Raw genomic sequence first — 20,476 nt, 5'->3', positions numbered from 1 at the left:
GGTAGCCAAGCGACTCACTACCAGAATACTGGGTTCAGCTTTTCTCACCGCCACATTCTCCACACCTCCCCCATCAAAGAATTATTTGCGCACCCCGAACGTGTAGCTGGTGGTGGTGTGGTAGGTCTCGCCCGGCTTCAGGATGGTGCTCGGAAACTTGGGCTGGTTGGGCGAGTCGGGGAAGTGCTGGGTTTCGAGGCAAAAGCCCGCGTGCTTGCCGTAAACAATCCCGCCCTTTCCTTTCAAGGTGCCATCGAGGAAATTGCCGGTGTAGAACTGCACGCCGGGCTCGTCGGTGGTTACCTCCATGGTGCGGCCGGTGGTGGGCTCGTACACGGTGGCCGCCGAGTGCTGGCCGGTGGCTTGATTAAGCACCCAGTTGTGGTCGTAGCCGCCGGGCACCTGCGCAATGCGCTCGCCAATGGCGTGAGGGCTGGTGAAATCGAAGGGCGTGCCCTTCACCGGGCGCAGCTCGCCGGTCGGGATGAGGCTGGCATCGACCACCGTGTAGCGGTCGGCCGGGATGGTTACCTGGTGGGCCAGCACGTCCTTGCTCTGGCCCAGGGCCAGGTTGAAGTAGGCGTGGTTGGTGAGGTTGACGGGCGTAGCCTTGTCGGTAGTGGCCGTGTAGTCAATCTTGAGGGCGTTGTCGTGGGTGAGGGTGTACACCACCGTCACGTTCAGATTACCGGGGTAGCCCTCCTCGCCATCTTTGCTCAGGTACGTCAGCGTGAGCGTTTCGCCAGCGGCGGTGGTGCCGGGCTTGGCGGTCCAGATTTTCTGGTTGAAACCCACGTTGCCGCCGTGCAGCGAGTTGCCGTTGTTGTTGATGCCCACCTGGTACTGCTTGCCGTCGACGGTGAACTTGCCCTTGGCGATGCGGTTGCCGTAGCGCCCAATGAGCGCGCCGAAGTAGGGATTCGACTTCTTAAACTCCGGGCTGAGGTAGCCGCTCACGTTGTCAAATCCGAGGATGACGTCGCTGAGCCTGCCGGTCTTATCGGGCACGAGCAGGCTGGTGAGCGTGCCGCCGTAGGTGCTGATGCTGGCCTTGAGGCCGTGGGTATTGGTGAGCGTAAAGAGCTGAATTTCCTGGCCGTCGGCAGTTTTGCCGAATGAAGCGGAAGTAGGCATGGCGGAGGCGCTAGCGCCAGTAGCAGCCGAATCGGCCGGAGCCGTAGTAGTGGTGGCCGCGTCCTGGGTAGTGGAAGAGGAAGGGTTGGAGGAGCAAGCGGCTAGCAGCAGGGCACCGCTGAAGCCGGTAGCAAGTACGCTAAAGCGCAGGGAAGTAGGCATGGGAAGAAAGGGAAAGAGTAAAATACACGCACTTTTTGCGTAAATATGCCCCTATCGTGGCATACTGGCCTCGGCTAGTCCCTACCAGCTGCCCGGCAGCCCCTAGCCCCACCGTCGACTGGTGCAGGCAGCTATTCTTGCCCGCCGCCTGGTTTCCGACATTCTTAACGTGCAGCCCTGAAACAAGCTTGACAGGCTAAAGCGTTGGCAGTCAAGGCCACAGGTGGACTATTAGCCGGGCGGGGCAAATAGCATAGCGTGGCAGCGTTAGAAGAGAATTTTTCAGGAGAAAGCAAGCTTAACCGAAGTAGCTAGGACGAATAAGGCTTTTGTTTTACACAATCGTTTGTGCAAATCTATTAAACAAACTCTTCTGTTGCTCGCTCCCCCAGGAATTTATTATTATCCTATCGCTGGATAAGCCTGGCAGCGGGGCGGCCTGCCAAAAAACAAGCCGGCCATCCCGTCGGCGGAACCAGCTCGCGGGCCTACCGCGTCTAGGGAGGAAGAATGGGCGCTGCGTGCGCTAGCTAGCCGAACAGCTTGCTAAAATCGGCTTCTTACTGCTTAGGCTAGCGGTGTATCTTTCACAGAAAATTCAAGTGGACGCAGTTACTTCGTTCTGCTTCTTGTATGTCTATTCCATCGGCTGCTGACACGCATTTCGTTTCTGGAGCGAGCAGCCGCTTGCCATCAGGCCTCCTAGACCCTTACCGTGCCCTCGTGTACCAGCTGCCGCAGCCCTGCTGCCTGGGCCAGGTGCTTTTTGATGCCACGGGAGATGCCGTCGACTTTCGCTTTCTGGCCGCCAATACGGCCTATCGTCAGCACGCCGGGCTAGCCCTTGTAGAGGGGCACACCTGGCATCAGTGCCTGGGCGGACCAATGCCGGCGTGGCAGCAGGTAGCCGCGCAGGTAGCCCGCACTGGCGAGCCGGCCCGATGGCTGCCTGCGGAGCCGGCGGCCGGCCCACCCCACGAAGCCTGGCAGGTGCTGCCGGCCGGGGCGGCCGGCAGCCACCTGGTAACGCTGCTGCTACCCGCCGCGCCCACCGCCTGGCTCCCCGAGGATACGGCGCGGCTGTTTATTACGACCATGGCCGACACGGTGTACCGCATGAGCCCCGACGGGCGGCAGGTGCTGGCGCTGCAAGGCAAAACCTTTCTGGCCGATACCACCTACCCTAGCGCCGACTGGCTGGCGCGCTACATTCCGCCCGATGACCAAGTGCGGGTGGCCGCCGCCGTGCAGGCGGCCGTGGCTACGGCCCGGCCCTTTACCCTCGAGCACCGTGTGGTGCGGGTCGATGGCTCGGTGGGCTGGACGTACTCGCGCGCTGTGCCGGTGCTTGATGCTGCCGGGAGCCTGCGCGAGTGGTTTGGAGTAGCTACCGACATTACGGCTCGTAAGGAGAGCGCCGCCGCCCAGCGCGAAGTGCTGACCCGGTACCGCAAGCTGTTTGAAACCATGACGCAGGGCTTCGGCATTGCGCAGTTGCTGCCGGCTACGGCCACCACCCCCACCGACGTGCGCTGGCTCGAAGTCAACCCCGCCTTTATACACCTCACCGGCCTGCCGGCCGCGCAGCTTAGCCGCGACGTGTCGATGCGCCAGCTAGGGGTGCACATGGAAGAAGAATGGTTTATACGCTACCAACGCGTGGTGCAGACCCGGCAGCCCGAGCGCTTCGAACTGTTTTCATCGCGGGTGGGCGAATGGTTTGAGGCATATGCCTTTCCGCTCGATGAGGCCGAGCCGCTGCTCTTGGGCGTGCTCTTCTACAACTCGACGGACCGCAAGCAGGCCCAGCAGCAGCAGCAGCTGGCAGCCGTGCTCGAGGGCCAGGAAGAAGAGCGCCGCCGCATTGCCGAAAGCCTCTACAACGGGCTAGGGCAGCTGCTGTACGCCACCAAGCTACAGCTCGAGCAGCTGCCGCCGAGCCCGCCCGCCAGCGCGCCACCGACCTGCTGGCCGAGGCCGTGCGGCAGGTGCGTGCTATCTCCTACCAGCTTACCCCCACCTTGCTGGCCGACTTTGGCTTACAAGTGGCGCTCGATACCATTTGCCAGCAGCTGGCTAGCCCCGCCCTGCGCTGGCACTGCCACGTAGAGCTGGCCGAGGGCCCGGCCGTGCCCGCCGTGCTGCAGCAAGCCGTGTACCGGCTGGTGCAGGGCCTGGCGCACAACGTGGCCCTGCACGCGCAGGCCACCGAGGCCACCGTGGAGGTCGATGCCCTGCCCGAGGGCCTGGTGGTGCGCATCGAAGACAATGGCTGCGGCTTTGACCCGGCCACCGTGCGCCAGGGCCTAGGCCTGATGACGCTGCACCGCTACGCCGCCGTGCTGCGCGGCGTGGTGCGGATGGAGTCGGCCCCCGGGCTCGGCACCCAAATCTTGGTGCGCTGGCCCTGGCCGTAGGGCCTGGCGGTATCTAGCTGCAGTGTATTGCGTAAGGGAAAACATGAAAATCACCATCTTCTGGCACCGGCGCGACCTGCGCTTCGACGACAACGCGGGGCTGGCGGCGGCGCTGCAGCGCGACGAGCCAGTGCTGCCGTTCTTCCTCTACGACAAAACCATACTGGACAAGCTGCCGCCCGACGATGCCCGCCTCACCTTCCTCTTCGACCAGGTAGAGCGCCTGGCCCATGAGGCCCGCGAGGCAGGGGGCGGCCTGCTGGCCCGGCACGACACCGTGCTGAACGCGTTTAAGCAGCTGCTGCACGACTACGACCTGGCGGCCGTGTACACCAACGAGGACTACGAGCCCTACGCCACCGAGCGCGACGCGGCCGTGGCCCGGCTACTCGGGCAGCACGGTGTAGATTTTCAGACCTTTAAGGACCAGGTTATTTTTGCCAAGGACGAGGTGCTGACTAAAAACGGCAAGCCCCACAAGGTATTTGGGGCGTATTCCAACGCCTGGCAGGCCCGGCTCCAGCCCGAGCAGGACTTTAAGGCCCACCCCTCGACGCGGCTGTTCAAAAAGGAAAATCTGGCTAGCCCCCACCCCGGCGACGCCGGCCGGCCAACGCTCAAGGACCTGGGCTTCGGGCGCCACGAGCAGTACACGGGGCCCGCCGGGCTGCCGCCCGCCGAGGTGGTGCGCCACTACGACCAGACCCGCGACACGCCGGCCCTGGAGCACGGCACCACGCGCCTGTCGGTGCACCTGCGCTTTGGCACGGTCAGCATCCGGGCCGTGCTGAAGCAGGCCAATGAGCTGAATAAGAAGCTGCTGAATGAGATAATCTGGCGCGATTTCTTTATGATGCTGCTCTGGCATTTTCCCCACACCGCCACCGAGGCCTACGACCCCAAGATGCGCCACCTGCCCTACCGCCACGCCCCGGCCGAGTACCAGGCCTGGTGCGAGGGCCGCACCGGCGTGCCTCTGGTCGATGCCGGAATGCGACAGCTCAACCAAACGGGCTACATCCACAACCGGGCACGCATCGTGGCGGCGGGCTTTCTGGTCAAGCACCTGTTTATAGACTGGACGCTCGGCGAACATTACTTCTCGGAGAAGCTGCTCGACTATGACATGAGCAACAACGTGGGCAACTGGCAGTGGATGGCCGGCACCGGCGCCGTGGCCGCGCCCTGGTTTCGGGTATATAGTCCCGTGAGCCAGCAAAAGCAGTATGACCCCGATTTTGCCTACATCAAAAAATGGGTGCCCGAATACGGCACCGCCAGCTACTCGGCGCCCCTGGTCGACTTAAAAGAAGGCCGCGTGCGGGCCATCGAGGCCATCCGCAAGGGCCGCCGCTAAAGCAGGGCTAGCGGCTTGCCGGCCCTGCCCGCGCGACAAGGTATCGCCGGGCTTCGCGGGCAGGCCGCTAGCCCTGCTTTACAGCCCTGAAGTGCAGGCGCAGAATGGCCATGAGCTTATCCGGCGTCAGCGGCTTGCTGACCAGGCCGGCCACGGAATATTTTTCGAGCTGCCCCAGGTCGGCCGACGACATGCTGACGGCCACCACCACAATAATGGTAGCGGCCCGCACGCTGGCGGGCAGCGCCTGAAAAGCCTGCAAAAACCCCATGCCATTGAGCACGGGCATGGCCATGTCGAGCAGCACTAGCACCGGCTCTTCGGGCGTGGCCGACTGGGCGGCCAGCAGGTCCAGGGCTTCCTGGCCGTTGTGGGCCGTGAGGTAGGTAGTGGTCAGCTGCAGCGGATAAAGCGCCGCTTCGTTTAGATAATTGGTGGATGGGTCGTCATCGACCAGCAGAATAGCGGTAAGCGATTGCATGCTTGCTAGGCTTAAGAATACACAAAGATGCTGATTGGCAGCTCTCGGTTGCAGGGAGTGAGGAGGCCGGCCCGGGCTACCCCGTGGGCAGCGCCACGCCCAGGTGCTGCAGCAGCAGCCGGCCCACTACCGGGGCCGTGAGCGGCTTGGCTTCGAAGCCGGCCCCTAGCTCCTGGGTACGCTGGCGCTCGGTGGCCATCACCGACGACGAGAGCACCACCACCGCCGTGCGCTGCTGCTGGGCGGGCGGCCAGTGGCTGTACACTTCTAAAAACGCCAACCCGCCCATGAAAGGCATGTTGAGGTCGAGCAGCACCAGGGCCGGGGTGGCATCGTCGGGGCGGGCCAGCAGCTGGTGCAGGGCTTCCTGGCCATTTTCGGCAACGGCCAGCTCGATGTTGGCTAAGTAGGGGCGCAGGAGGCGCTGGTGGAGGTAGCGCGCCGCTTCATCGTCATCCACGAGCAGCACCAGAGGCAGGTCGGCCATTAGTTTATGAGTAGTACGCCCACCCGCCGCCACGGTTGCACAGCCGCAAGGGCTATTACTGGGGAAGCACGATGCGAAAAACGGAGCCCACCCCGGGCTGGCTGCTTACTTCTACCCTACCGCCAGCACTATCAATCACCTTCTTGACGAGGTAAAGCCCCACGCCCGAGCCCTCTACGTGGTCGTGCTGGCGCTGAAACATGCCAAAAATCTGGGCCTGCTGCGCCGGGTTGAGCCCCAGGCCATTATCACTTACTTCCAGCACCACCTCGGTGCCGGTGTCGTTGGTGCAGCGCACCCGCACGTGGGGCGGGCGCTCGGGCGAGCGATACTTGAGCGCGTTGCTGAGCAGGTTGAACACAATGCTGCGCAGCTGCTTTTCGGGAAACGTGATGGTGGCGCAACTGTCCGGGGCCAGCTCAATGTGGCCCCCGCTCAGCTGCAGTAGCGGGGCCATGTCGAGGCGCACGCTCGCTACCAGCTCGGCCAGCGGCACGGCCCGGGCGGGCTCGGTGGCGGCCTGTTGCCACTTGCTCATGTCGGCTAGGTAGTGAATGGTGCGCTGAAAGCGCCGCACCGAATCCTGCATCAGGCGCAGCACGATGGCCGTGTCGGCTTCCGCCGCGGGCAGGCGCAGCTCCTGGTGCAGGCTGTGCAGCAGGCCCTCAATATTGGTGATGGGGGCTTTGAGGTCGTGCGAGGCCATGTGCACAAAATTGTCGAGGTCGGCATTGGCCTTGCGCAGCTGCTCGTTGGTGCGCTGCAGCTCGTCGGCCAGGGCCTGGGTGTGCTCCTGCACGGCTTGCTGCGCCTGGCGCGCCCTCACCTGGGCCGTTACCTCATAGGCAAATACCAGCAGGCCATCGATGCGTCCGTCTCCGTTGCGCCGGGCCTGGAAGGTCAGGGCCCAGTAGGTGGGTTCGGAGGGGTCGCGCTCGGTGCCGGCCAGGCGCAGGGGTACTTCCTGGCCTAGGAAGGCTTCACCGGTGGCATATACCCTAGCCAGGGTGCTGGCCAGCGGGGTGGCGCGCAGCTCGGGCAGGGCCTCCAGCAGCGGCCGGCCCAGCAGTTCCCGCCCCGGAAACGCCCGCTGGCAAAGCGGATTCACCAGCTCAAATATCAGTTCTGCCCCCCCTAGCACGCAAATGGCGGCGGGCGCCTGCATAAAGAGCTGCTTCAGCTGCTGTCGCTGCTCTTCGGCGGTGCGCTGGGCCTGCTCGGCTGCCTGGGTGCGGTCGTGCACGCGCCGCTCCAGCTCGGCATTTTGCTGCTCCACCAGCTGGCGCGTCGCCACCTGCGCGCTTACATCGTAGGCAAATACAAACACGCCATCGACCTCGCCGCGCGCGTTGCGGCGGGCCTGGCAAATGAAGTTGTAATAGCGCTTTTCCAGCCCTGCCCGGCCGTCGAGCTGCCCGAGCCGCTCGGTGGCCGAGTAGGCTTCGCCCGTGCGGTACACGTGGTTGAGCAAGTCGAAGTAGGGCTGGCCAGCCAGCTCGGGCAGGGCCTCGGCAATGGGCCGCCCCAGCAGAGGGCGCCCGCCCACCAGCGCCTGGCAGGGCGGGTTAACGAACTCAAACACGTGCTCGGGGCCATCCAGGATGCAGATTATGGCCAGGGCCTGCTCTAGCAGGTGGTAAAGCTGGGCCCGCTGCCGAATGACCTCGGCATAGGCGGGCGGGTGCTGCTCGCCCAGCCGCCCGGCGGGCAGCTCGTCGGGTTTGGGCGGACCGCTAAGGCTCACCAGCAGCCCCTCGCCTACCCGCCGGGCGGCTAGCCGGCCCGGGCCCGGGGAGTGCCCGGCCGGGGCAGCCCACCCAAACTCGCCCGGCCCCTCGCCCCGGTAAAACGCCAGCAAGCCGGCGGCCAGCTGCGGCAGCTGCTGCCGCAGTTGGCCGCCGGGAGGCGTGGGCAGGGCCAGCAAGCGCTGGGCAGCGGGGTTGAGGTAGGTGAGCTCAAAATCGACTACCTCACCGGCCGCGTCGGGCCGGGGCGTCAGATACAGCACGCCCGAGAGGGATGTCTCCAGCAGGGCCGGCAAAAAATGAGCGGGCAGGCTAGCGGCAGGCGTGGGCGTGAAAGCAGGCATACAGGAAAAAGAGCAAACCAGGCCCTCATAACGGTACCATACGGCCCGGGGGCACGCGTGGCTGGCCTCGCCCGCCTCGCAGCGGGCAAACCTACGAGCCGCGCCGCTAGCCGCCGGCGCTAGCCCCTGCGCTACCAGGGCCCCGCGGCTGCCGAGCAAAGTCCGTATTTTCTCCTGCTAGTTTCAGGGAAAATGCGGGCAATAAAGCAGTTAGCCGTCCCGAACTTTATGAAATTATTTCTCTGCGCGTTTTATGCCTGCCGCTATGATTATTTATCAAGAAGCATTTCCGACGTGCTACCTGCTAGCACTGAGTTCTAGCGCAGCCGCCACGGCCGAAACCGAGCTGGCGGCACACCTGGCCCACGCCTGCCGCAGCGGCAAGCCCGCCGTGTGGGTCGATTGCCGCCTGCTTGATGCCTTGTCGGCTACGGCTGCCTGGCTGCTGTGGGCCTGCCAGCAGCGCCTGCACCGGCGCCGGGCGCGCCTGGTGCTGTGCCAGGTACCGGCCGCCGTAGAGCGCACGCTGCGGCGCACCTTGGCCGGCACGGGCGCCGAGCTGTTCATTGTGCCCACGCTCGACGACGCAGCGGCTCTGCTGTAGCCAACCGGCTGCCGCGCTACGGCTAGGCCCCGCGCGCGGTCCACACCCTTCACGCGATACTTGCGTAGGCATACTTTTGCGGCCCTTACCTGACTTACCTCTGCATGGAAACCGCCCTCAACGCTCAGCCAGCCGCCGCTTCGTTGGGAGCCCTGCTTGCCGCCGACGAGCTGCTCGACGCCCTACCCTGGGGTGTGCTGGTAGTGGATGCGCAAGGCGTGGTGCGGCGCATCAACCACCAGGCGGCCCACTGGTGCGGCGTGCCGCCTGCCGCGCTGCTGGGCCATCCTCTGGCCCAGGCCGAGCTGCTGCCCGAGGTGCGTGAAACGCTACTACAGCTGCTCGAACCCGACCAGGTGGCACCGCGCGAAGTCTGGCTTCCGCAGCAAGCGCGCTGGATTACCCTTTCCGCTACCGCTCACCCGGCGGGCTGGGTGCTGTATGGGCAGGATATTACCCCGCAGAAGCGGCGCGAGCAGCAGTACCAAACCCTGGCCACGAATACGCCCGATGTGCTGACCCGCTGGGGCACCGACCTGCGCCTGCGCTACGCCAACGCCGCTTTTGCCACCGAAACCGGCCAGCCGCTGTCGGCGCTGCTAGGCCGCACATTCGACCAGATGCACGTGCCCGCCGACGTGGCCGGCCCCTACATGGCGGCCTTGCAGCGGGCGTTTGCCACGGGCCAGCCGCAAGAGCACTATCATGCGTTGCCGACGCCACGCGGCACGGCCTACTATTATGCGCGCCTCGTGCCCGAGCTGCGCAACGGCGAGCTTGATACGGTGCTCAGCATTGCCCGCGACATTACCGAGCTGCGGCAGAGCCAGGCCGAGGCCCTGCGCCTGCGCGATGTGCTGACCCAGCACGCCACCGACAAGTACCACGCCCTGTTTTACACCATGAATCAGGGCTTCTGCTTGCTCCAAATCCTGTTTGACGAAAGCGGGGAGCACGCTGTTGATTTTAAGTATTTGGAAGTGAACCCTGTATTTGCGCAGCAGTCGGGCATGCCGGCCGACACGCTGGGCAAATACGTGCGCGAGGTGATGCCCGACCTGGATACCTTCTGGTTTGAAACCTACGGCCAGGTAGCGCGCACCGGTAACACCGTGCGCGTGGAACACCATGTGCCGCAATTGGGCCGCTGGTTCGATGTGCACGCCTTCCGGGTGGGGGCGCCGGCCGACCACCAGGTAGCCGTGCTCTTCAACGACATCACCGCCCGCAAGCAGACGGAGGCGCAGCTGCGCCGCGCCGCCGAAGCCGATACCTTCCGCCTGCGGCTGGCCGATGCGCTAGGCCCCCTGGCCGACCCAGTGGCCATCCAAGAGGCCGTGACGCACATGACCCGCGAGTACTTTGGGACCGACCGCTGCTACTATTGCGAACTGATAAACGACGAGGCCGTTATTCGGCGCGACGCGGCCGCCGAGGGGCTGCCCTCGGTGGCCGGCAGCTACTCAGTCACTGACTTTATATTGCTGAAAGCGGTGCTGCAAGCCGGCCAGGCGTTTAGCGTGCGCGATGTGCGCCACGATGCCTCTGTGGATGAAGGCATGCGTCAGCTCTGCCTGCAGCTCCAACTGATTGCCTACCTCGACGTTCCAGTCATCAAGAACAAGCAGCCGGTGGGCGTGCTGGTGCTGGCGCATAGGGAGCCCCGCGAGTGGACCGCCGCCGAGGCGGCCCTAGCCACCGAAGTAGCCGAGCGCACCTGGGCCGCCGTAGAGCGCGCCCGCACCGAAGAGGCCCTGCGCGCCAGCGAGCAGCGTCAGCGGGCCCTTATTTCCAACCTGCCGGGCGCGGCCGTGTTCATTGTGGGCCGCGACCTGCGCTACCAGCTGGCCGAGGGCGAGGCCCTGCGCCAAATAGGTCTGGCACCGGCCGCCTTTCAGGACCGGCACGTGCGCGACCTGGCTCCGCCCGAGCAGTGGCCCACGTATCGGATTATGTACGAGGGCGGGCTGGCCGGCCAGGCATTTGTGCACGAGCATGAGCAGAGTGGGCACCACTTCCTGACCCGCGGGGTGCCCCTGCGCGATGCGGCCGGCGGGGTAGACGGTGTGCTGGCAGTGAGCTACGACCTCACCGCTCGCAAACAAGCTGAAGAAGCCCTGCGCCTAAGCGAGGAGCGCTTGCAGCTAGCCCTGCAAGCCGGTCAGATGGGTAGCTTCGAGTGGACCTCGGTGGGCAACCGCCTCGGCCTGTCGCCCATGTCGGAGGAAGTGCTGGGCCTGCTGCCCGGCACCACTAGCTCGACCAGCGACGAGGTCTTTGAGCTGCTGCACCCCGACGACCGCACTCGCCACCAGGCGCTGTTTGAGCAGGCCGGGCGACTGGCCCAGGACTACCACAGCCGCTACCGCATTGTGCGACCTCGCGATGGGCAGGTGCGCTGGATAGAGGAGCGCGGCCAGGGCTCGCCCGACCCAGCCACTAACAGCACCCGCCTGCGGGGTGTGCATTGGGACGTGACCGAGCAGGTAGCGGCCCAGCAGCAGCTGGCTAAGCTCAGCACACGGCTCGAGCAGCGCGTGGCCCGCCGCACCCAGGAGCTGCAAGCCAGCCGCGACCTGCTGCAATCGGTGCTCGATACCAGCCTTATCTCGATGTCGGTGCTCAATGCCGTGCGCGACGATGCCGGGCAGGTGCAGGACTTCCGCCTCGCCCTGGTAAACAAAGAATTGGAGCGCCAAACTGGGCGCACCGACCTGGTGGGCAAGCTCTACGCCCAGGAATATCCCGGCATCCGGCAGGTGGGCATCTTCGACCTGATGCTGCGGGCGCTGGCCACCGGCGAGCCCCAGAGCATGGAGTATTTCTATGAATACGAAGGTTTTAACAAGTGGTTTGCGTGCCAGTTTGTGAAGATGGGTGACGGCTTGGTAGCTACCAACCTCGACATTACGGAGCGCAAAATTGCCGACCAGGAACGCACCCGCAACCTGCACTTACTCGAGCAGGCCGAGGCCGTGGCGGGGCTGGGCAGCTGGGACTATGACCTGCTCACGCAGCAAATCCGGTGGTCGGATGGCATGTACCGGCTTTTTGACCTGCCCGTGGGCCAGCCCGTGGAGGCCGCTGCCTACACCCGGTTTGTGGTAGAAGAAGACCGCCTCCGGGCCGAGCAGATGCTGAGCTGGCTCACCACGGGCAGCGGCAGCTTTGAGGCCACCCTGCGCCTGCGCATAAATGGTCAGGTTAAAACCTTGCGCATCAAGGCCGTAGTGCTCCGCGACGAGGCTAGCCAGCCGGTAAGGGTACTGGGCGTCGACCTGGACATCAGCGAGCTGCAGCGCCTCGAAACCGACAACCTGCGCCTGCGCCTTACGCAGCAGCAGGCGCTGTTTGAGGCCGTGCAGGCCGCCCAGGAAACCGAGCGCAAGCGCATGGCCGAGAGCCTGCACAATGGCATTGGCCAGATTTTGTATGCCACCAAGCTGCGCTTCGACCGGCTGCACGCCCCGCTGCTGGGCACCGCCCCGACCCTAGCAGCGGCCCGCCGCGAGGCCGACGAGCTGCTGAGCGAGGCCATTCGCCAAACCCGCGCCCTCTCGCACGAGCTGGTGCCCATGACATTGAAAGAGTTTGGCCTGGCCGCAGCCCTCCAGGATATCAGCCACAAAATGAGCACGCCGCCCCTGCGCCTGCGCAGCCACGTGCTGCTCGATGACGACGCCGCGCCGCTAGCCCCATCCCTGCAAATGGCGCTCTACCGCATGGCGCAGGAGTTGGCTCAAAACATCGCCAAGCACGCCCGCGGCGCCACCGAGGCCAGCCTGGAGCTGGAAACCATGCCCGGCTGGGTGCTGCTCCGGGCCGAAGACAATGGCCCGGGCTTTGCGCCGGGCGTGGCCCAAAGCGCCGGCCTGGGCCTGCGCAGCATCCGCGACCGGGTGGCCCTGCTCGGGGGCAAACTGGAAATTGGTTCAGCCCCTACTGGCGGGGCTTACGTACGCATCCGTATTCCTCTCCAAGCTTTTCCGGCCCATGATACGCCTGTTTCTCGTTGATGACCACACCGTGCTGCGCCACGGTCTGCGTGCGCTCTTCCAGCACGAAGAGGGCTTAGAAGTAGTGGGCGAAGCTGAAAACGGCGAGCAATTGCTGGCTCAGCTGCCCACTACGCCCTGCGACGTGGTGCTGCTCGACCTGCACATGCCGGGGCTCGACGGGCTAGCCACCACCCAGCGGCTACAGGCCGAGTATCCGGACGTGCGGGTGCTCGTGTTGTCAATGGCCGACAATGAGCGCGCCATCGGGCAGGTGCTGGCCGCCGGGGCGCGCGGCTACGTGCTCAAGAATACGGGCCGCGATGAGATACTGGTGGCCGTGCGCGCCGTGGCGGCCGGCCGCCGCTTTCTGTGCTCCGAGCTGGGGCTAGCTATGCTAGAGAAGGTGCTGGCCGGCACCGCCGAGCCCGCCGCCAAGCCCACCGGCGGCCTCTCGGCCCGCGAGCACGAAGTGCTCCGGCTGGTGGCCGAGGGCATGACCACCGCCCAGATTGCCGAAAAGCTTTTCACCAGCCCCCGCACCGTGGAAACGCACCGCCAGAACATCATGGAAAAAACCGGCACCAAAAACACCGCCGCGCTTATCAAAGCTGCCATGAGCCAAAGCTGGCTGCACTAGCACGGCCGGGCTACGTCGGTGGCCTTTTGCCAGGTTAGGCACTACGGAGCGGGGTGGTTTATACGGACTGGAAAAACCGTATAAACCACCCCGCTAGCCCCTAAAAAATAGCCGTACAACCCGACAGGCTTTTCTTTCTGCCTGTCTTTTATGGAAACCAACCCTACCTCGCTGCCCCCGCAGCAGCAAGCCCACCAGCCGGGCTTCGAAACCGAAATGACGCCTGCGCCGGAATACATTCGGCCCAACTACCGCGGCAGCGGCAAGCTCGAAGGCAAGGTGGCCCTCATTACGGGCGGCGACTCGGGCATTGGCCGGGCCGTAGCCGTGCACTTTGCCCGCGAGGGCGCCGCCGTGGCCATTTCATACTTGCCCGAAGAGCAAACCGATGCCAACGAGACCGAGCGCCTGGTGCAGCAAGAGGGCGGGCGCTGCCTGCTGCTGCCCGGCGACCTGCGCGACGCCCGCTTTTGCGAGCGCATTGTCGAGCAAACGGTTAAGGAGCTGGGGCAACTCAACGTTGTGGTAAGCAACGCCGCCGAGCAGTTTACCAGCACCAACGTGGCCGAGCTGCCCAATGAGCAGTTTGAGGACACGTTCCAGGTCAATTTCTTTGCCCTGGTGCGGGTGGTGAAAGCCGCTGTGCCGCACCTGCACGAGGGCGACAGCATCATTGCCACGTCGTCTATTAACGCCTACCGGGGCAATCAGCAGCTGGTCGATTATTCGGCCACCAAGGGCGCCATCACGGCCTACATCCGCTCGATTGCGCAGCAGCTGGCCGAGAAGAAAATCAGGGCCAATACCGTGGCGCCCGGTCCCATCTGGACGCCGCTCATCCCGGCCAGCTTCCCGCCCGATAAAGTGGCCAAGTTTGGCCAAGACACTACCATGAAGCGCCCCGGCCAGCCCTCGGAGGTGGCGCCGGCCTACGTGTTTCTGGCCTCGGAAGATGCGTCCTACATCACAGGCCAGGCCATTCACCCCAACGGCGGCGAGGTGCTCAACACCTAGCCCTGGCGGGTTTTGTTTCACCAATGCCTGACTCATGAACAATGTTGAACTATGGGGCGGTGTCGAATGCACCTGCCGGCGGGTCGGCGACAGCTATTCGGACCAGCTCACGCGCAGCGGGCACCGCCACCGCGTGTCGGACCTCGACCGCTTCGCGGAGCTGGGCCTGCGCACCCTGCGCTACCCGGTGCTATGGGAGCACGTAGCTCCCGACAGCCTCGACCGCCCAGATTGGAACTGGCCCGACGAGCGCCTACCCCGCCTACAAGCGCTGGGCATCGAGCCCATTGTGGGCCTGGTACACCACGGCAGCGGCCCCCGCTACACCAACCTCAGCGACCCCGACTTTGCCCCGGGGCTGGCCCGCTACGCCGGCCTGGTGGCCGAGCGCTACCCCTGGGTTCGCTACTATACCCCCGTGAATGAGCCGCTTACGACGGCTCGCTTCAGCGGGCTCTATGGCTTGTGGTATCCGCACGGCACCACCGATGAGGTATTTGTGCGTCTGCTCTACAATCAAGTACTCGCCACGAAGCTGGCCATGCAAGCCATTCGGCGCGTGAACCCGGCCGCGCAGCTCGTGCAAACCGAAGACCTGGGCCACGCCCACGCCACGCCGGCCCTAGCGGGCCAGGCCACGTTTGAGAATCACCGGCGCTGGCTCACTTTCGATTTGCTGAGTGGGGCCGTGACACGCCACCACCCGCTGTGGACCTACCTGCGCCGCAACGGCCTGGGCACCGCCGAGCTGCTGGCGCTGCAATATGACCCGCTGCCACCTGACATTCTGGGTATCAACTACTACGCCACCAGCGAGCGGTTTCTCGACGACCGATTGAGCGACCTCCCCGGCCGGGGCTGCCGGCCTGCCTCGTCGGGCCGCCCCGCCTACGTAGATGTGGAGGCCGTGCGCGCCCCCGATGCCGCGCCGGTAGGCCTGGCGGGCGTGCTGCGCCAGGCCTGGACGCGCTACCGCCGCCCGCTGGCCGTTACGGAGTCGCACCTGGGCTGCACCCGCGAGGAGCAGATGCGCTGGCTGCACCAAGCCTGGGAAGTTACCAACAACCTGCGTACCAATGGCGTAGATATACGCGGCCTCACCGTGTGGTCGCTGCTAGGGGCCTACGACTGGGACAACCTGCTCACCCAGGACGGGGCCTCCTACGAAAGTGGGGTCTTTGACGTGCGCGGCAGCCAGCCCCGCCCTACGGCCCTTAGCAAGATGGTACAACAGCTGGCGCGCCACGGCCATTATCACCACCCGGTGCTACACGGGCCCGGCTGGTGGCAGCGCCCCACGCGCTTCTTCGCGCCGGCTTAATTCTTTCCCTATGAGCTTAAAAACGAATTCACTAGCTAGCCAAGCGCCCACCGCCCCTACCGCTCAGTCGTTGCTCATTACGGGCCGCACAGGCACGCTGGGCCGAGCTTTTCGGAAGGTATGCCACATCAGGGGGCTAGCGGCGGTGTGCCTTGGCCGCGACGAGCTCGACATTGCCGACGCCGACGCCATTGCCCAGGCTTTAGAACGCTACCAGCCCTGGGCCGTGGTGAATGCCGCCGGCTACGTGCGCGTCGATGATGCGGAGGCCGACACCGCCCGCTGCTACCGCGAAAACGCGGTGGGCCCGGCGCTGCTAGCCCAGGCGTGCGCCACGCACGGCATCCAACTGCTCACCTTTTCGTCCGACCTGGTTTTTGATGGGCAGCAGGCCCAGGCCTACCTCGAAACCGACCGCGCCCGACCCCTCAACGTGTACGGCCACAGCAAGCTGCAAGCTGAGCAGGCCGTGCTAGCCCACCTGCCATCGGCCTTGGTGGTGCGCACCAGCGCCTTCTTCGGGGCCTGGGACTCGCACAATTTTGTGCACCACGCCCTGGCGGCGGCTCGCGCCGGGCAGCCCTTCGCGGCTGCCGACGACCTGCTCATCTCGCCCACCTACGTGCCCGACCTCGTCAACACCGCCCTCGACCTGCTGCTCGACGAAGAGCGCGGCATCTGGCACCTCACCAACCACGGCACCTGCACCTGGGCCGAGCTGGCCCGCCAGGCCGTGTGCGCCGCTGGCCTCGATACGGCGGGCATCGTGCCCCGCCCGGCGGCCTCGTTTGGCTGGGCGGCTGTGCGCCCCGGCTTCAGCGCGCTGCGCAGCCAGCAGGGCATTTTGCTGCCGAGCATCGAGAGTGGGCTGCAACGCTACCTCACCGACGAGCAACTGCTGCAATCGGCTAGCCCCCCGGCTGTGCTGGTGGACTAGTTTCTGCCTGCAGCTTCGTAGCAGACAGAGGCGTAAAGACGCGTCTTTACACACTAACTACTACCTCAACCTACCCTTTCCCATGCCATTACATCCTGAGCTAGATAAAAAGTTAAGCAAAACCTACGAGCCCAAAACCACTATCAACGATGTGTTTAAGGGCTACGATATCACCTTCGTTACCAACGAGCACGGCGAGCCGGTACTGCTGTTTTTTGGCAAGCGCCGGCCCGACGGCCTCATTGCCGGCGAGCGCTACACGCGCACCATCAAGCGCCAGCCGGGCAGCCTCGAAGTGAAATCGAGCCACTGGGACAACCAAGGTAAAATCATGCGCTAGCCTAGGTTAGCCTCATTACCAAAACACAAACCCCGACGCGGCAACTGCCACGTCGGGGTTTGTGTTTTGGGGTATTGCAGAGGGGCTAGTCCGGCTTTTCCAGCTTTTCGAGTGGTGGCTTGTTGGAGGCAAAGCCGGGCAACGAAAAGTGCTGCCCTTTGGCCAGGAGGTGCAAGCGCAGGTCGCGGATGGAAAATACCTCGCCCGGCTGCACCTGGTAAATGGTGTTGTTGCTGCACTCGTGGCCATCGAGCAGCACCACCATGCCGTTGCCTATCACTTCGAGCTCGCTGCCTTTGGTCACGAGCACGGCCGTGTCTTCTTCCAGACCCAGGCCCAGGCAGCCGGGGTTGGTGGCAATAATTTGGGCCATGCGCACTATGCGGCCCCTAGCAATAAAGTGCGTGTCGATGGCTACGTCGCGCAGCAGTTGCAGGCCGGTCGTGATATGAATTTCGTCTTTCAGGAAGCCCGCGTCGTTGCGGCCCTGGTAAATCATGGGCGTGCTCATGGCCGCCGCCCCGGCGCTGGTGCCCGCTACCACAATGGGCTCGCGCAGGTAGCGCTCGGTGAGGCGCTCGAGCAGCAGCGTGCCGCCCAGGATGGCCGTGAGCCGCAGCTGGTCGCCGCCCGTGAGCATCACGCCATCGGCCCGGTTCAGCACTTCCAGCGCGTCGGCGCTGTTGGCTTGCTCGCGGCTTTGCACGTTGAGCACCTCCACGTGCTTGATACCTAGGATAGTAAATACTTTTACGTAGTCTTGAGCGGCTTCATCGGGCTCTTCCGAAGCGGTCGGAATGACGACGATGGTATCTTTCTTATGCAGCTCGTCTACGAAACGCTGCAGGATGAACTCCGGCGACTGCTCGCTGTCGGGGCCCTCTTTTTCGCGTTGTTCGTGGCCGCCGATGGCAAGGAGCTTGCCTTTAGGAGTCGGAAATAAATGGGGCATAAAGGAAAAGGATGGAAACCAAGGTGCTGCTGGCTAGATATGCAATTGTACGGCACCACCAAGGGAAATCAGGCCTGCCAGCGGCGGCTCTTATTCAAAAAAATTATGGTAGGGCACCTCACGAGACCCCTATGGGACGGCGGTAACATCGCTACTCATCTTTCCACATGGCTACCACGGGCTCGCCATCGCCTATGCGGTAGGCGCGGCGCATAAAGTTAGAGTTGAATTCTAAGGCAATATTACCTTGAGGGTCAATGGCTATCATGCCTTTATCGCCCTTCAGCTCGTCGTCGCGCAGCTGCAAGGCGGCTTGGCAGGCTTTGGCCAGCGGCAGGCCTTTGTACTTCACTAGGGCATAGACTTCGTGGGCTAGTGCACCGCGCATGATTACTTCTCCATCGCCGGTGCACGACACGGCACACGAATCGTTGCTGGCGTAGGTGCCGCCGCCCAATACGGGGCTGTCGCCCACGCGGCCCTTCAGCTGGCCCTCGATGCCGCCGGTGCTGGTAGCCACGGCCACGTTGCCGGCCTGGTCGAGGGCCACGGCCCCTACCGTATCATGCATGGCCATTTTGCCTTCTTTCTGCACAATATCTAGCCACTGCTGGCGGGTCTTCTCGGTGATGAAATAGCTGGGTGGCTTCACCGGCAGGCCTTTTTCGAGGGCTAGCTCCAGGGCGCCGAGCTCGGAGAGGCACACGTGCGGGCTGGCCTCCATCACGGCGCGGGCCAGGGTAATGGGGTTCTGCACGTAGGGCACGGCGCTCACGGCGCCTGCCTTGAGGGTGCGGCCATCCATGATGGCGGCATCCATATTTACCTCGCCCTGCTGGGTAAGGCCACTGCCGCGGCCAGCGTTGAAGTGCTCATTGTCTTCGAGGCAGCGCACCACCGCCTCGACAGCATCGAGGGCGGAACCGCCGCGGTGCAGGATTTCCCAACCAGCTTGCAGGGCCTCGGTTAGGCCCTCGCGCTGCGTGGCTTCTTCTTCGGGGCTTAGCTCGCCGGGCTTCATCGTGACGGCGCCGCCGTGAATGACGAGTGCGTAAGGGCTCATTGGTTGCCAATGGGAGTAAGTTGCCAAAGCTGCCCGCAGCCCGTAGGTAGGCACTGCAAGCGGTAATAGCCGCGCAGCAGCCGGCCGTCGAACCGGAGCCGGAGCACACCTTCGGCCAGCTCGGAGCGGAGCGTGGGGGTGCAACCCGGCAGCGTCGAGGCCAGGCGCAGGGCCCCAGTTTCGAGGCAGGTCAGCGAGGCGAGCATAGGCGAGTCGGCCAGCTGCCACAGCAATACCGGGCGCTTAGCCAGCTGTTGGGGAGGCAGCGGGATAACCCAGTGGGCAAAGTCGCCCTGGTCATCTTCGAGCGCTAGCTCGTAGTACGAGGGCATCTCCTGCGAGCGCCGCACTGCAAACGAGTGGGCGGCCGGGGCGGCCCCTACGGCCTCGTCGGCATACGTGAGGGTGGGATTCATGGTAAGTCAACTAATAACGGACAAGCTTATAACGGCAGTCAACGCGGCACAGCGACGAAAAAAAGACGGATTTTTGCCGGTAATTCGCCACCCTTCGCTCGGGGTTTCTACGCAGAGGCAGGCTAGCGCACCGCTGGCTAGGCGCACCACCACTCGCCGTTTTGCAGCCAGCAGTCGGTAGCGGTACTGCCCTCGCGCAGCACCCAGTTGCCGGGGCGGCCTAGCCAGTGCAGGCGCCCGTCGGGTCCGGCGCTCGGGGCTATATCCAGCGAGCGCACGTCGAGCACGTCGGTATCGGGTGAGACGTGGTGCACCCGCAGGTGTTCCACGTAATCAAGCGTGAGCTTGCCGGCATCGAGGCAGCTAGGGTGCAGGGCCAGGTTGTGGGCCGGCGAGGCCATAGCCGCCGACGGGTATAGCAGGCCATCAAACGCCTGGCCCAGCTGGCAGGCCTCAGCCACAGCAATGGAAAGGCGGTAGTGGTGGCGGTTGTCGTCGTCCACGGTCTTGGTAAAGGTGCTGGTGAGGAACGTGGCGAGGTCGCGCGTTTCGGCCGGCAGCTGGGCTAGGGCATAGTGCAGGGCCTTTTCGCGGTCCGAGTGCGGGTCGTCGGCACAGGTATCGGCGTAGCCAAAGCTGAGAATGCGTAGCGGCTGCCGCGTTTGCCAGCGGCTGATGACGATGCCATCGCCGGGCTGCACGTGGGCCTCAAAAAATGGTGGATGCCAGGTAGCGCTGCAATAAAACATGGGCATTCCGGCGCGGTTAGCCCGCTGGTCGTGGCGCACGGCCTCGGCCGGCGGGTAAGAGACATCGGCCAGCCGCTCGGGCAACGCCTCGCACAAAATGCCGCGGTAGAGCAGCCGGCCGGGGGCCAGGGTGAGGCAGCGCAGCGGCTGGCCTTCGAGCAACTCGCGCACGCGCGCCACCAGCTCGTCGATGGAATGCTGCCGCAAATCGAGGTGCCGCAGCGAGGCTAGTCGCTGCTTAACCAAGGCCGCCGCAGAAGCAGAAAATCCAGGTTTCATAGGTAAACGGACGCGCGGGTCCAGACCGGGCTCAACTGA

At 64.4% G+C, this 20,476-nt stretch carries 18 protein-coding genes; 10 read left to right on the top strand and 8 right to left on the bottom strand.

All coding sequences use genetic code 11. The features are described 5' to 3' along the window. Window positions 1-81: 81 nt before the first annotated feature. On the bottom strand, window positions 82-1,296 hold the full coding sequence (locus tag J4D99_RS04835) for an aldose epimerase family protein (protein WP_208130586.1): 1,215 nt from the start codon (window positions 1,294-1,296) through the stop codon (window positions 82-84). Window positions 1,297-1,983: 687 nt separating this feature from the next. On the opposite strand from J4D99_RS04835, the gene J4D99_RS04830 reads away from it, so the two are divergent. Genes J4D99_RS04830 through J4D99_RS04820 form a run of 3 tightly spaced genes read left to right on the top strand, consistent with a single transcriptional unit; the run spans window position 1,984 to window position 5,070 of the window. Further along, window positions 1,984-3,405, top strand: a complete 1,422-nt coding sequence (locus J4D99_RS04830) for a PAS domain-containing protein (RefSeq protein WP_208130585.1) — start codon at window positions 1,984-1,986, stop codon at window positions 3,403-3,405. Further along, window positions 3,342-3,713, top strand: a complete 372-nt coding sequence (locus tag J4D99_RS04825; protein WP_208130584.1) for a sensor histidine kinase — start codon at window positions 3,342-3,344, stop codon at window positions 3,711-3,713. Before J4D99_RS04830 ends, J4D99_RS04825 begins: the two co-directional genes overlap by 64 nt. Before the next feature lie 43 nt (window positions 3,714-3,756). Further along, the gene (locus tag J4D99_RS04820; RefSeq protein ID WP_208130583.1) at window positions 3,757-5,070 is read left to right on the top strand and encodes a cryptochrome/photolyase family protein; all 1,314 of its coding nucleotides are present in this window, start codon (window positions 3,757-3,759) and stop codon (window positions 5,068-5,070) included. A 67-nt stretch (window positions 5,071-5,137) separates the two neighbouring features. Here the strand turns inward: J4D99_RS04820 and J4D99_RS04815 are convergent, their stop codons facing one another. The 3 genes from J4D99_RS04815 to J4D99_RS04805 all read right to left on the bottom strand — a co-directional run bounded on the left by J4D99_RS04815 (window position 5,138) and on the right by J4D99_RS04805 (window position 8,127). Beyond that, window positions 5,138-5,551 carry a response regulator gene (locus J4D99_RS04815; protein ID WP_208130582.1) on the bottom strand — a complete coding sequence of 138 codons (414 nt, stop codon included), beginning with the start codon at window positions 5,549-5,551 and terminating at the stop codon, window positions 5,138-5,140. A gap of 76 nt (window positions 5,552-5,627) precedes the next feature. Then, entirely contained in the window at window positions 5,628-6,038 is a 411-nt protein-coding gene (locus J4D99_RS04810; protein ID WP_208130581.1) for a response regulator, read from the bottom strand. A 55-nt stretch (window positions 6,039-6,093) separates the two neighbouring features. After that, window positions 6,094-8,127: a sensor histidine kinase gene (locus J4D99_RS04805; protein ID WP_208130580.1), complete on the bottom strand. Its 2,034-nt coding sequence runs from the start codon at window positions 8,125-8,127 to the stop codon at window positions 6,094-6,096. Window positions 8,128-8,380: 253 nt separating this feature from the next. On the opposite strand from J4D99_RS04805, the gene J4D99_RS04800 reads away from it, so the two are divergent. From J4D99_RS04800 to J4D99_RS04770, 7 genes are all read left to right on the top strand, one after another. Next, window positions 8,381-8,731 (top strand): STAS domain-containing protein, encoded by a 351-nt coding sequence (locus tag J4D99_RS04800; RefSeq protein WP_208130579.1) that lies wholly within the window; start codon window positions 8,381-8,383, stop codon window positions 8,729-8,731. A gap of 104 nt (window positions 8,732-8,835) precedes the next feature. Next, window positions 8,836-12,747: a PAS domain-containing protein gene (locus J4D99_RS04795; protein WP_208130578.1), complete on the top strand. Its 3,912-nt coding sequence runs from the start codon at window positions 8,836-8,838 to the stop codon at window positions 12,745-12,747. Further along, window positions 12,725-13,366: a response regulator gene (locus tag J4D99_RS04790; protein ID WP_208130577.1), complete on the top strand. Its 642-nt coding sequence runs from the start codon at window positions 12,725-12,727 to the stop codon at window positions 13,364-13,366. Before J4D99_RS04795 ends, J4D99_RS04790 begins: the two co-directional genes overlap by 23 nt. A 150-nt stretch (window positions 13,367-13,516) precedes the next feature. Next, on the top strand, window positions 13,517-14,380 hold the full coding sequence (locus tag J4D99_RS04785; RefSeq protein WP_208130576.1) for an SDR family oxidoreductase: 864 nt from the start codon (window positions 13,517-13,519) through the stop codon (window positions 14,378-14,380). A gap of 34 nt (window positions 14,381-14,414) precedes the next feature. Then, a complete protein-coding gene (locus J4D99_RS04780) occupies window positions 14,415-15,701 on the top strand; it encodes a family 1 glycosylhydrolase (protein ID WP_208130575.1) in 1,287 nt (428 codons plus the stop codon). 10 nt (window positions 15,702-15,711) lie between these two features. Continuing rightward, on the top strand, window positions 15,712-16,638 hold the full coding sequence (locus tag J4D99_RS04775) for an SDR family oxidoreductase (protein ID WP_208130574.1): 927 nt from the start codon (window positions 15,712-15,714) through the stop codon (window positions 16,636-16,638). 82 nt (window positions 16,639-16,720) lie between these two features. Beyond that, the gene (locus tag J4D99_RS04770) at window positions 16,721-16,978 is read left to right on the top strand and encodes a hypothetical protein (RefSeq protein ID WP_208130573.1); all 258 of its coding nucleotides are present in this window, start codon (window positions 16,721-16,723) and stop codon (window positions 16,976-16,978) included. An 85-nt stretch (window positions 16,979-17,063) separates the two neighbouring features. Here the strand turns inward: J4D99_RS04770 and J4D99_RS04765 are convergent, their stop codons facing one another. The 4 genes from J4D99_RS04765 to J4D99_RS04750 all read right to left on the bottom strand — a co-directional run bounded on the left by J4D99_RS04765 (window position 17,064) and on the right by J4D99_RS04750 (window position 20,437). Further along, the gene (locus J4D99_RS04765) at window positions 17,064-17,930 is read right to left on the bottom strand and encodes a cyanophycinase (RefSeq protein ID WP_208130572.1); all 867 of its coding nucleotides are present in this window, start codon (window positions 17,928-17,930) and stop codon (window positions 17,064-17,066) included. A gap of 151 nt (window positions 17,931-18,081) precedes the next feature. After that, complete coding sequence (locus J4D99_RS04760) at window positions 18,082-18,993, bottom strand: isoaspartyl peptidase/L-asparaginase family protein (RefSeq protein WP_208130571.1); 912 nt, start codon at window positions 18,991-18,993, stop codon at window positions 18,082-18,084. Continuing rightward, the gene (locus tag J4D99_RS04755) at window positions 18,990-19,409 is read right to left on the bottom strand and encodes a hypothetical protein (RefSeq protein ID WP_208130570.1); all 420 of its coding nucleotides are present in this window, start codon (window positions 19,407-19,409) and stop codon (window positions 18,990-18,992) included. Before J4D99_RS04755 ends, J4D99_RS04760 begins: the two co-directional genes overlap by 4 nt. Window positions 19,410-19,546: 137 nt before the next feature. Further along, window positions 19,547-20,437, bottom strand: a complete 891-nt coding sequence (locus tag J4D99_RS04750; RefSeq protein ID WP_208130569.1) for an RES domain-containing protein — start codon at window positions 20,435-20,437, stop codon at window positions 19,547-19,549. Window positions 20,438-20,476: the final 39 nt, after the last annotated feature.

Origin of the sequence: Hymenobacter sp. BT559, assembly GCF_017571525.1 — a bacterium.
GTDB lineage: Bacteria > Bacteroidota > Bacteroidia > Cytophagales > Hymenobacteraceae > Hymenobacter > Hymenobacter ginsengisoli.
Note: the sequence above shows the minus strand (reverse complement) of the source record. Positions and strands in the feature narration are given on the sequence as shown.

Bases quoted from the DNA above. Each gene is read 5' to 3' on its own strand.
- J4D99_RS04835 (WP_208130586.1), bottom strand. From the start codon at position 1,296: ATGCCTACTTCCCTGCGCTTTAGCGTACTTGCTACCGGCTTCAGCGGT.
- J4D99_RS04820 (WP_208130583.1), top strand. From the start codon at position 3,757: ATGAAAATCACCATCTTCTGGCACCGGCGCGACCTGCGCTTCGACGAC.
- J4D99_RS04815 (WP_208130582.1), bottom strand. From the start codon at position 5,551: ATGCAATCGCTTACCGCTATTCTGCTGGTCGATGACGACCCATCCACC.
- J4D99_RS04810 (WP_208130581.1), bottom strand. From the start codon at position 6,038: ATGGCCGACCTGCCTCTGGTGCTGCTCGTGGATGACGATGAAGCGGCG.
- J4D99_RS04805 (WP_208130580.1), bottom strand. From the start codon at position 8,127: ATGCCTGCTTTCACGCCCACGCCTGCCGCTAGCCTGCCCGCTCATTTT.
- J4D99_RS04800 (WP_208130579.1), top strand. From the start codon at position 8,381: ATGCCTGCCGCTATGATTATTTATCAAGAAGCATTTCCGACGTGCTAC.
- J4D99_RS04795 (WP_208130578.1), top strand. From the start codon at position 8,836: ATGGAAACCGCCCTCAACGCTCAGCCAGCCGCCGCTTCGTTGGGAGCC.
- J4D99_RS04790 (WP_208130577.1), top strand. From the start codon at position 12,725: ATGATACGCCTGTTTCTCGTTGATGACCACACCGTGCTGCGCCACGGT.
- J4D99_RS04785 (WP_208130576.1), top strand. From the start codon at position 13,517: ATGGAAACCAACCCTACCTCGCTGCCCCCGCAGCAGCAAGCCCACCAG.
- J4D99_RS04780 (WP_208130575.1), top strand. From the start codon at position 14,415: ATGAACAATGTTGAACTATGGGGCGGTGTCGAATGCACCTGCCGGCGG.
- J4D99_RS04775 (WP_208130574.1), top strand. From the start codon at position 15,712: ATGAGCTTAAAAACGAATTCACTAGCTAGCCAAGCGCCCACCGCCCCT.
- J4D99_RS04770 (WP_208130573.1), top strand. From the start codon at position 16,721: ATGCCATTACATCCTGAGCTAGATAAAAAGTTAAGCAAAACCTACGAG.
- J4D99_RS04765 (WP_208130572.1), bottom strand. From the start codon at position 17,930: ATGCCCCATTTATTTCCGACTCCTAAAGGCAAGCTCCTTGCCATCGGC.
- J4D99_RS04760 (WP_208130571.1), bottom strand. From the start codon at position 18,993: ATGAGCCCTTACGCACTCGTCATTCACGGCGGCGCCGTCACGATGAAG.
- J4D99_RS04755 (WP_208130570.1), bottom strand. From the start codon at position 19,409: ATGAATCCCACCCTCACGTATGCCGACGAGGCCGTAGGGGCCGCCCCG.
- J4D99_RS04750 (WP_208130569.1), bottom strand. From the start codon at position 20,437: ATGAAACCTGGATTTTCTGCTTCTGCGGCGGCCTTGGTTAAGCAGCGA.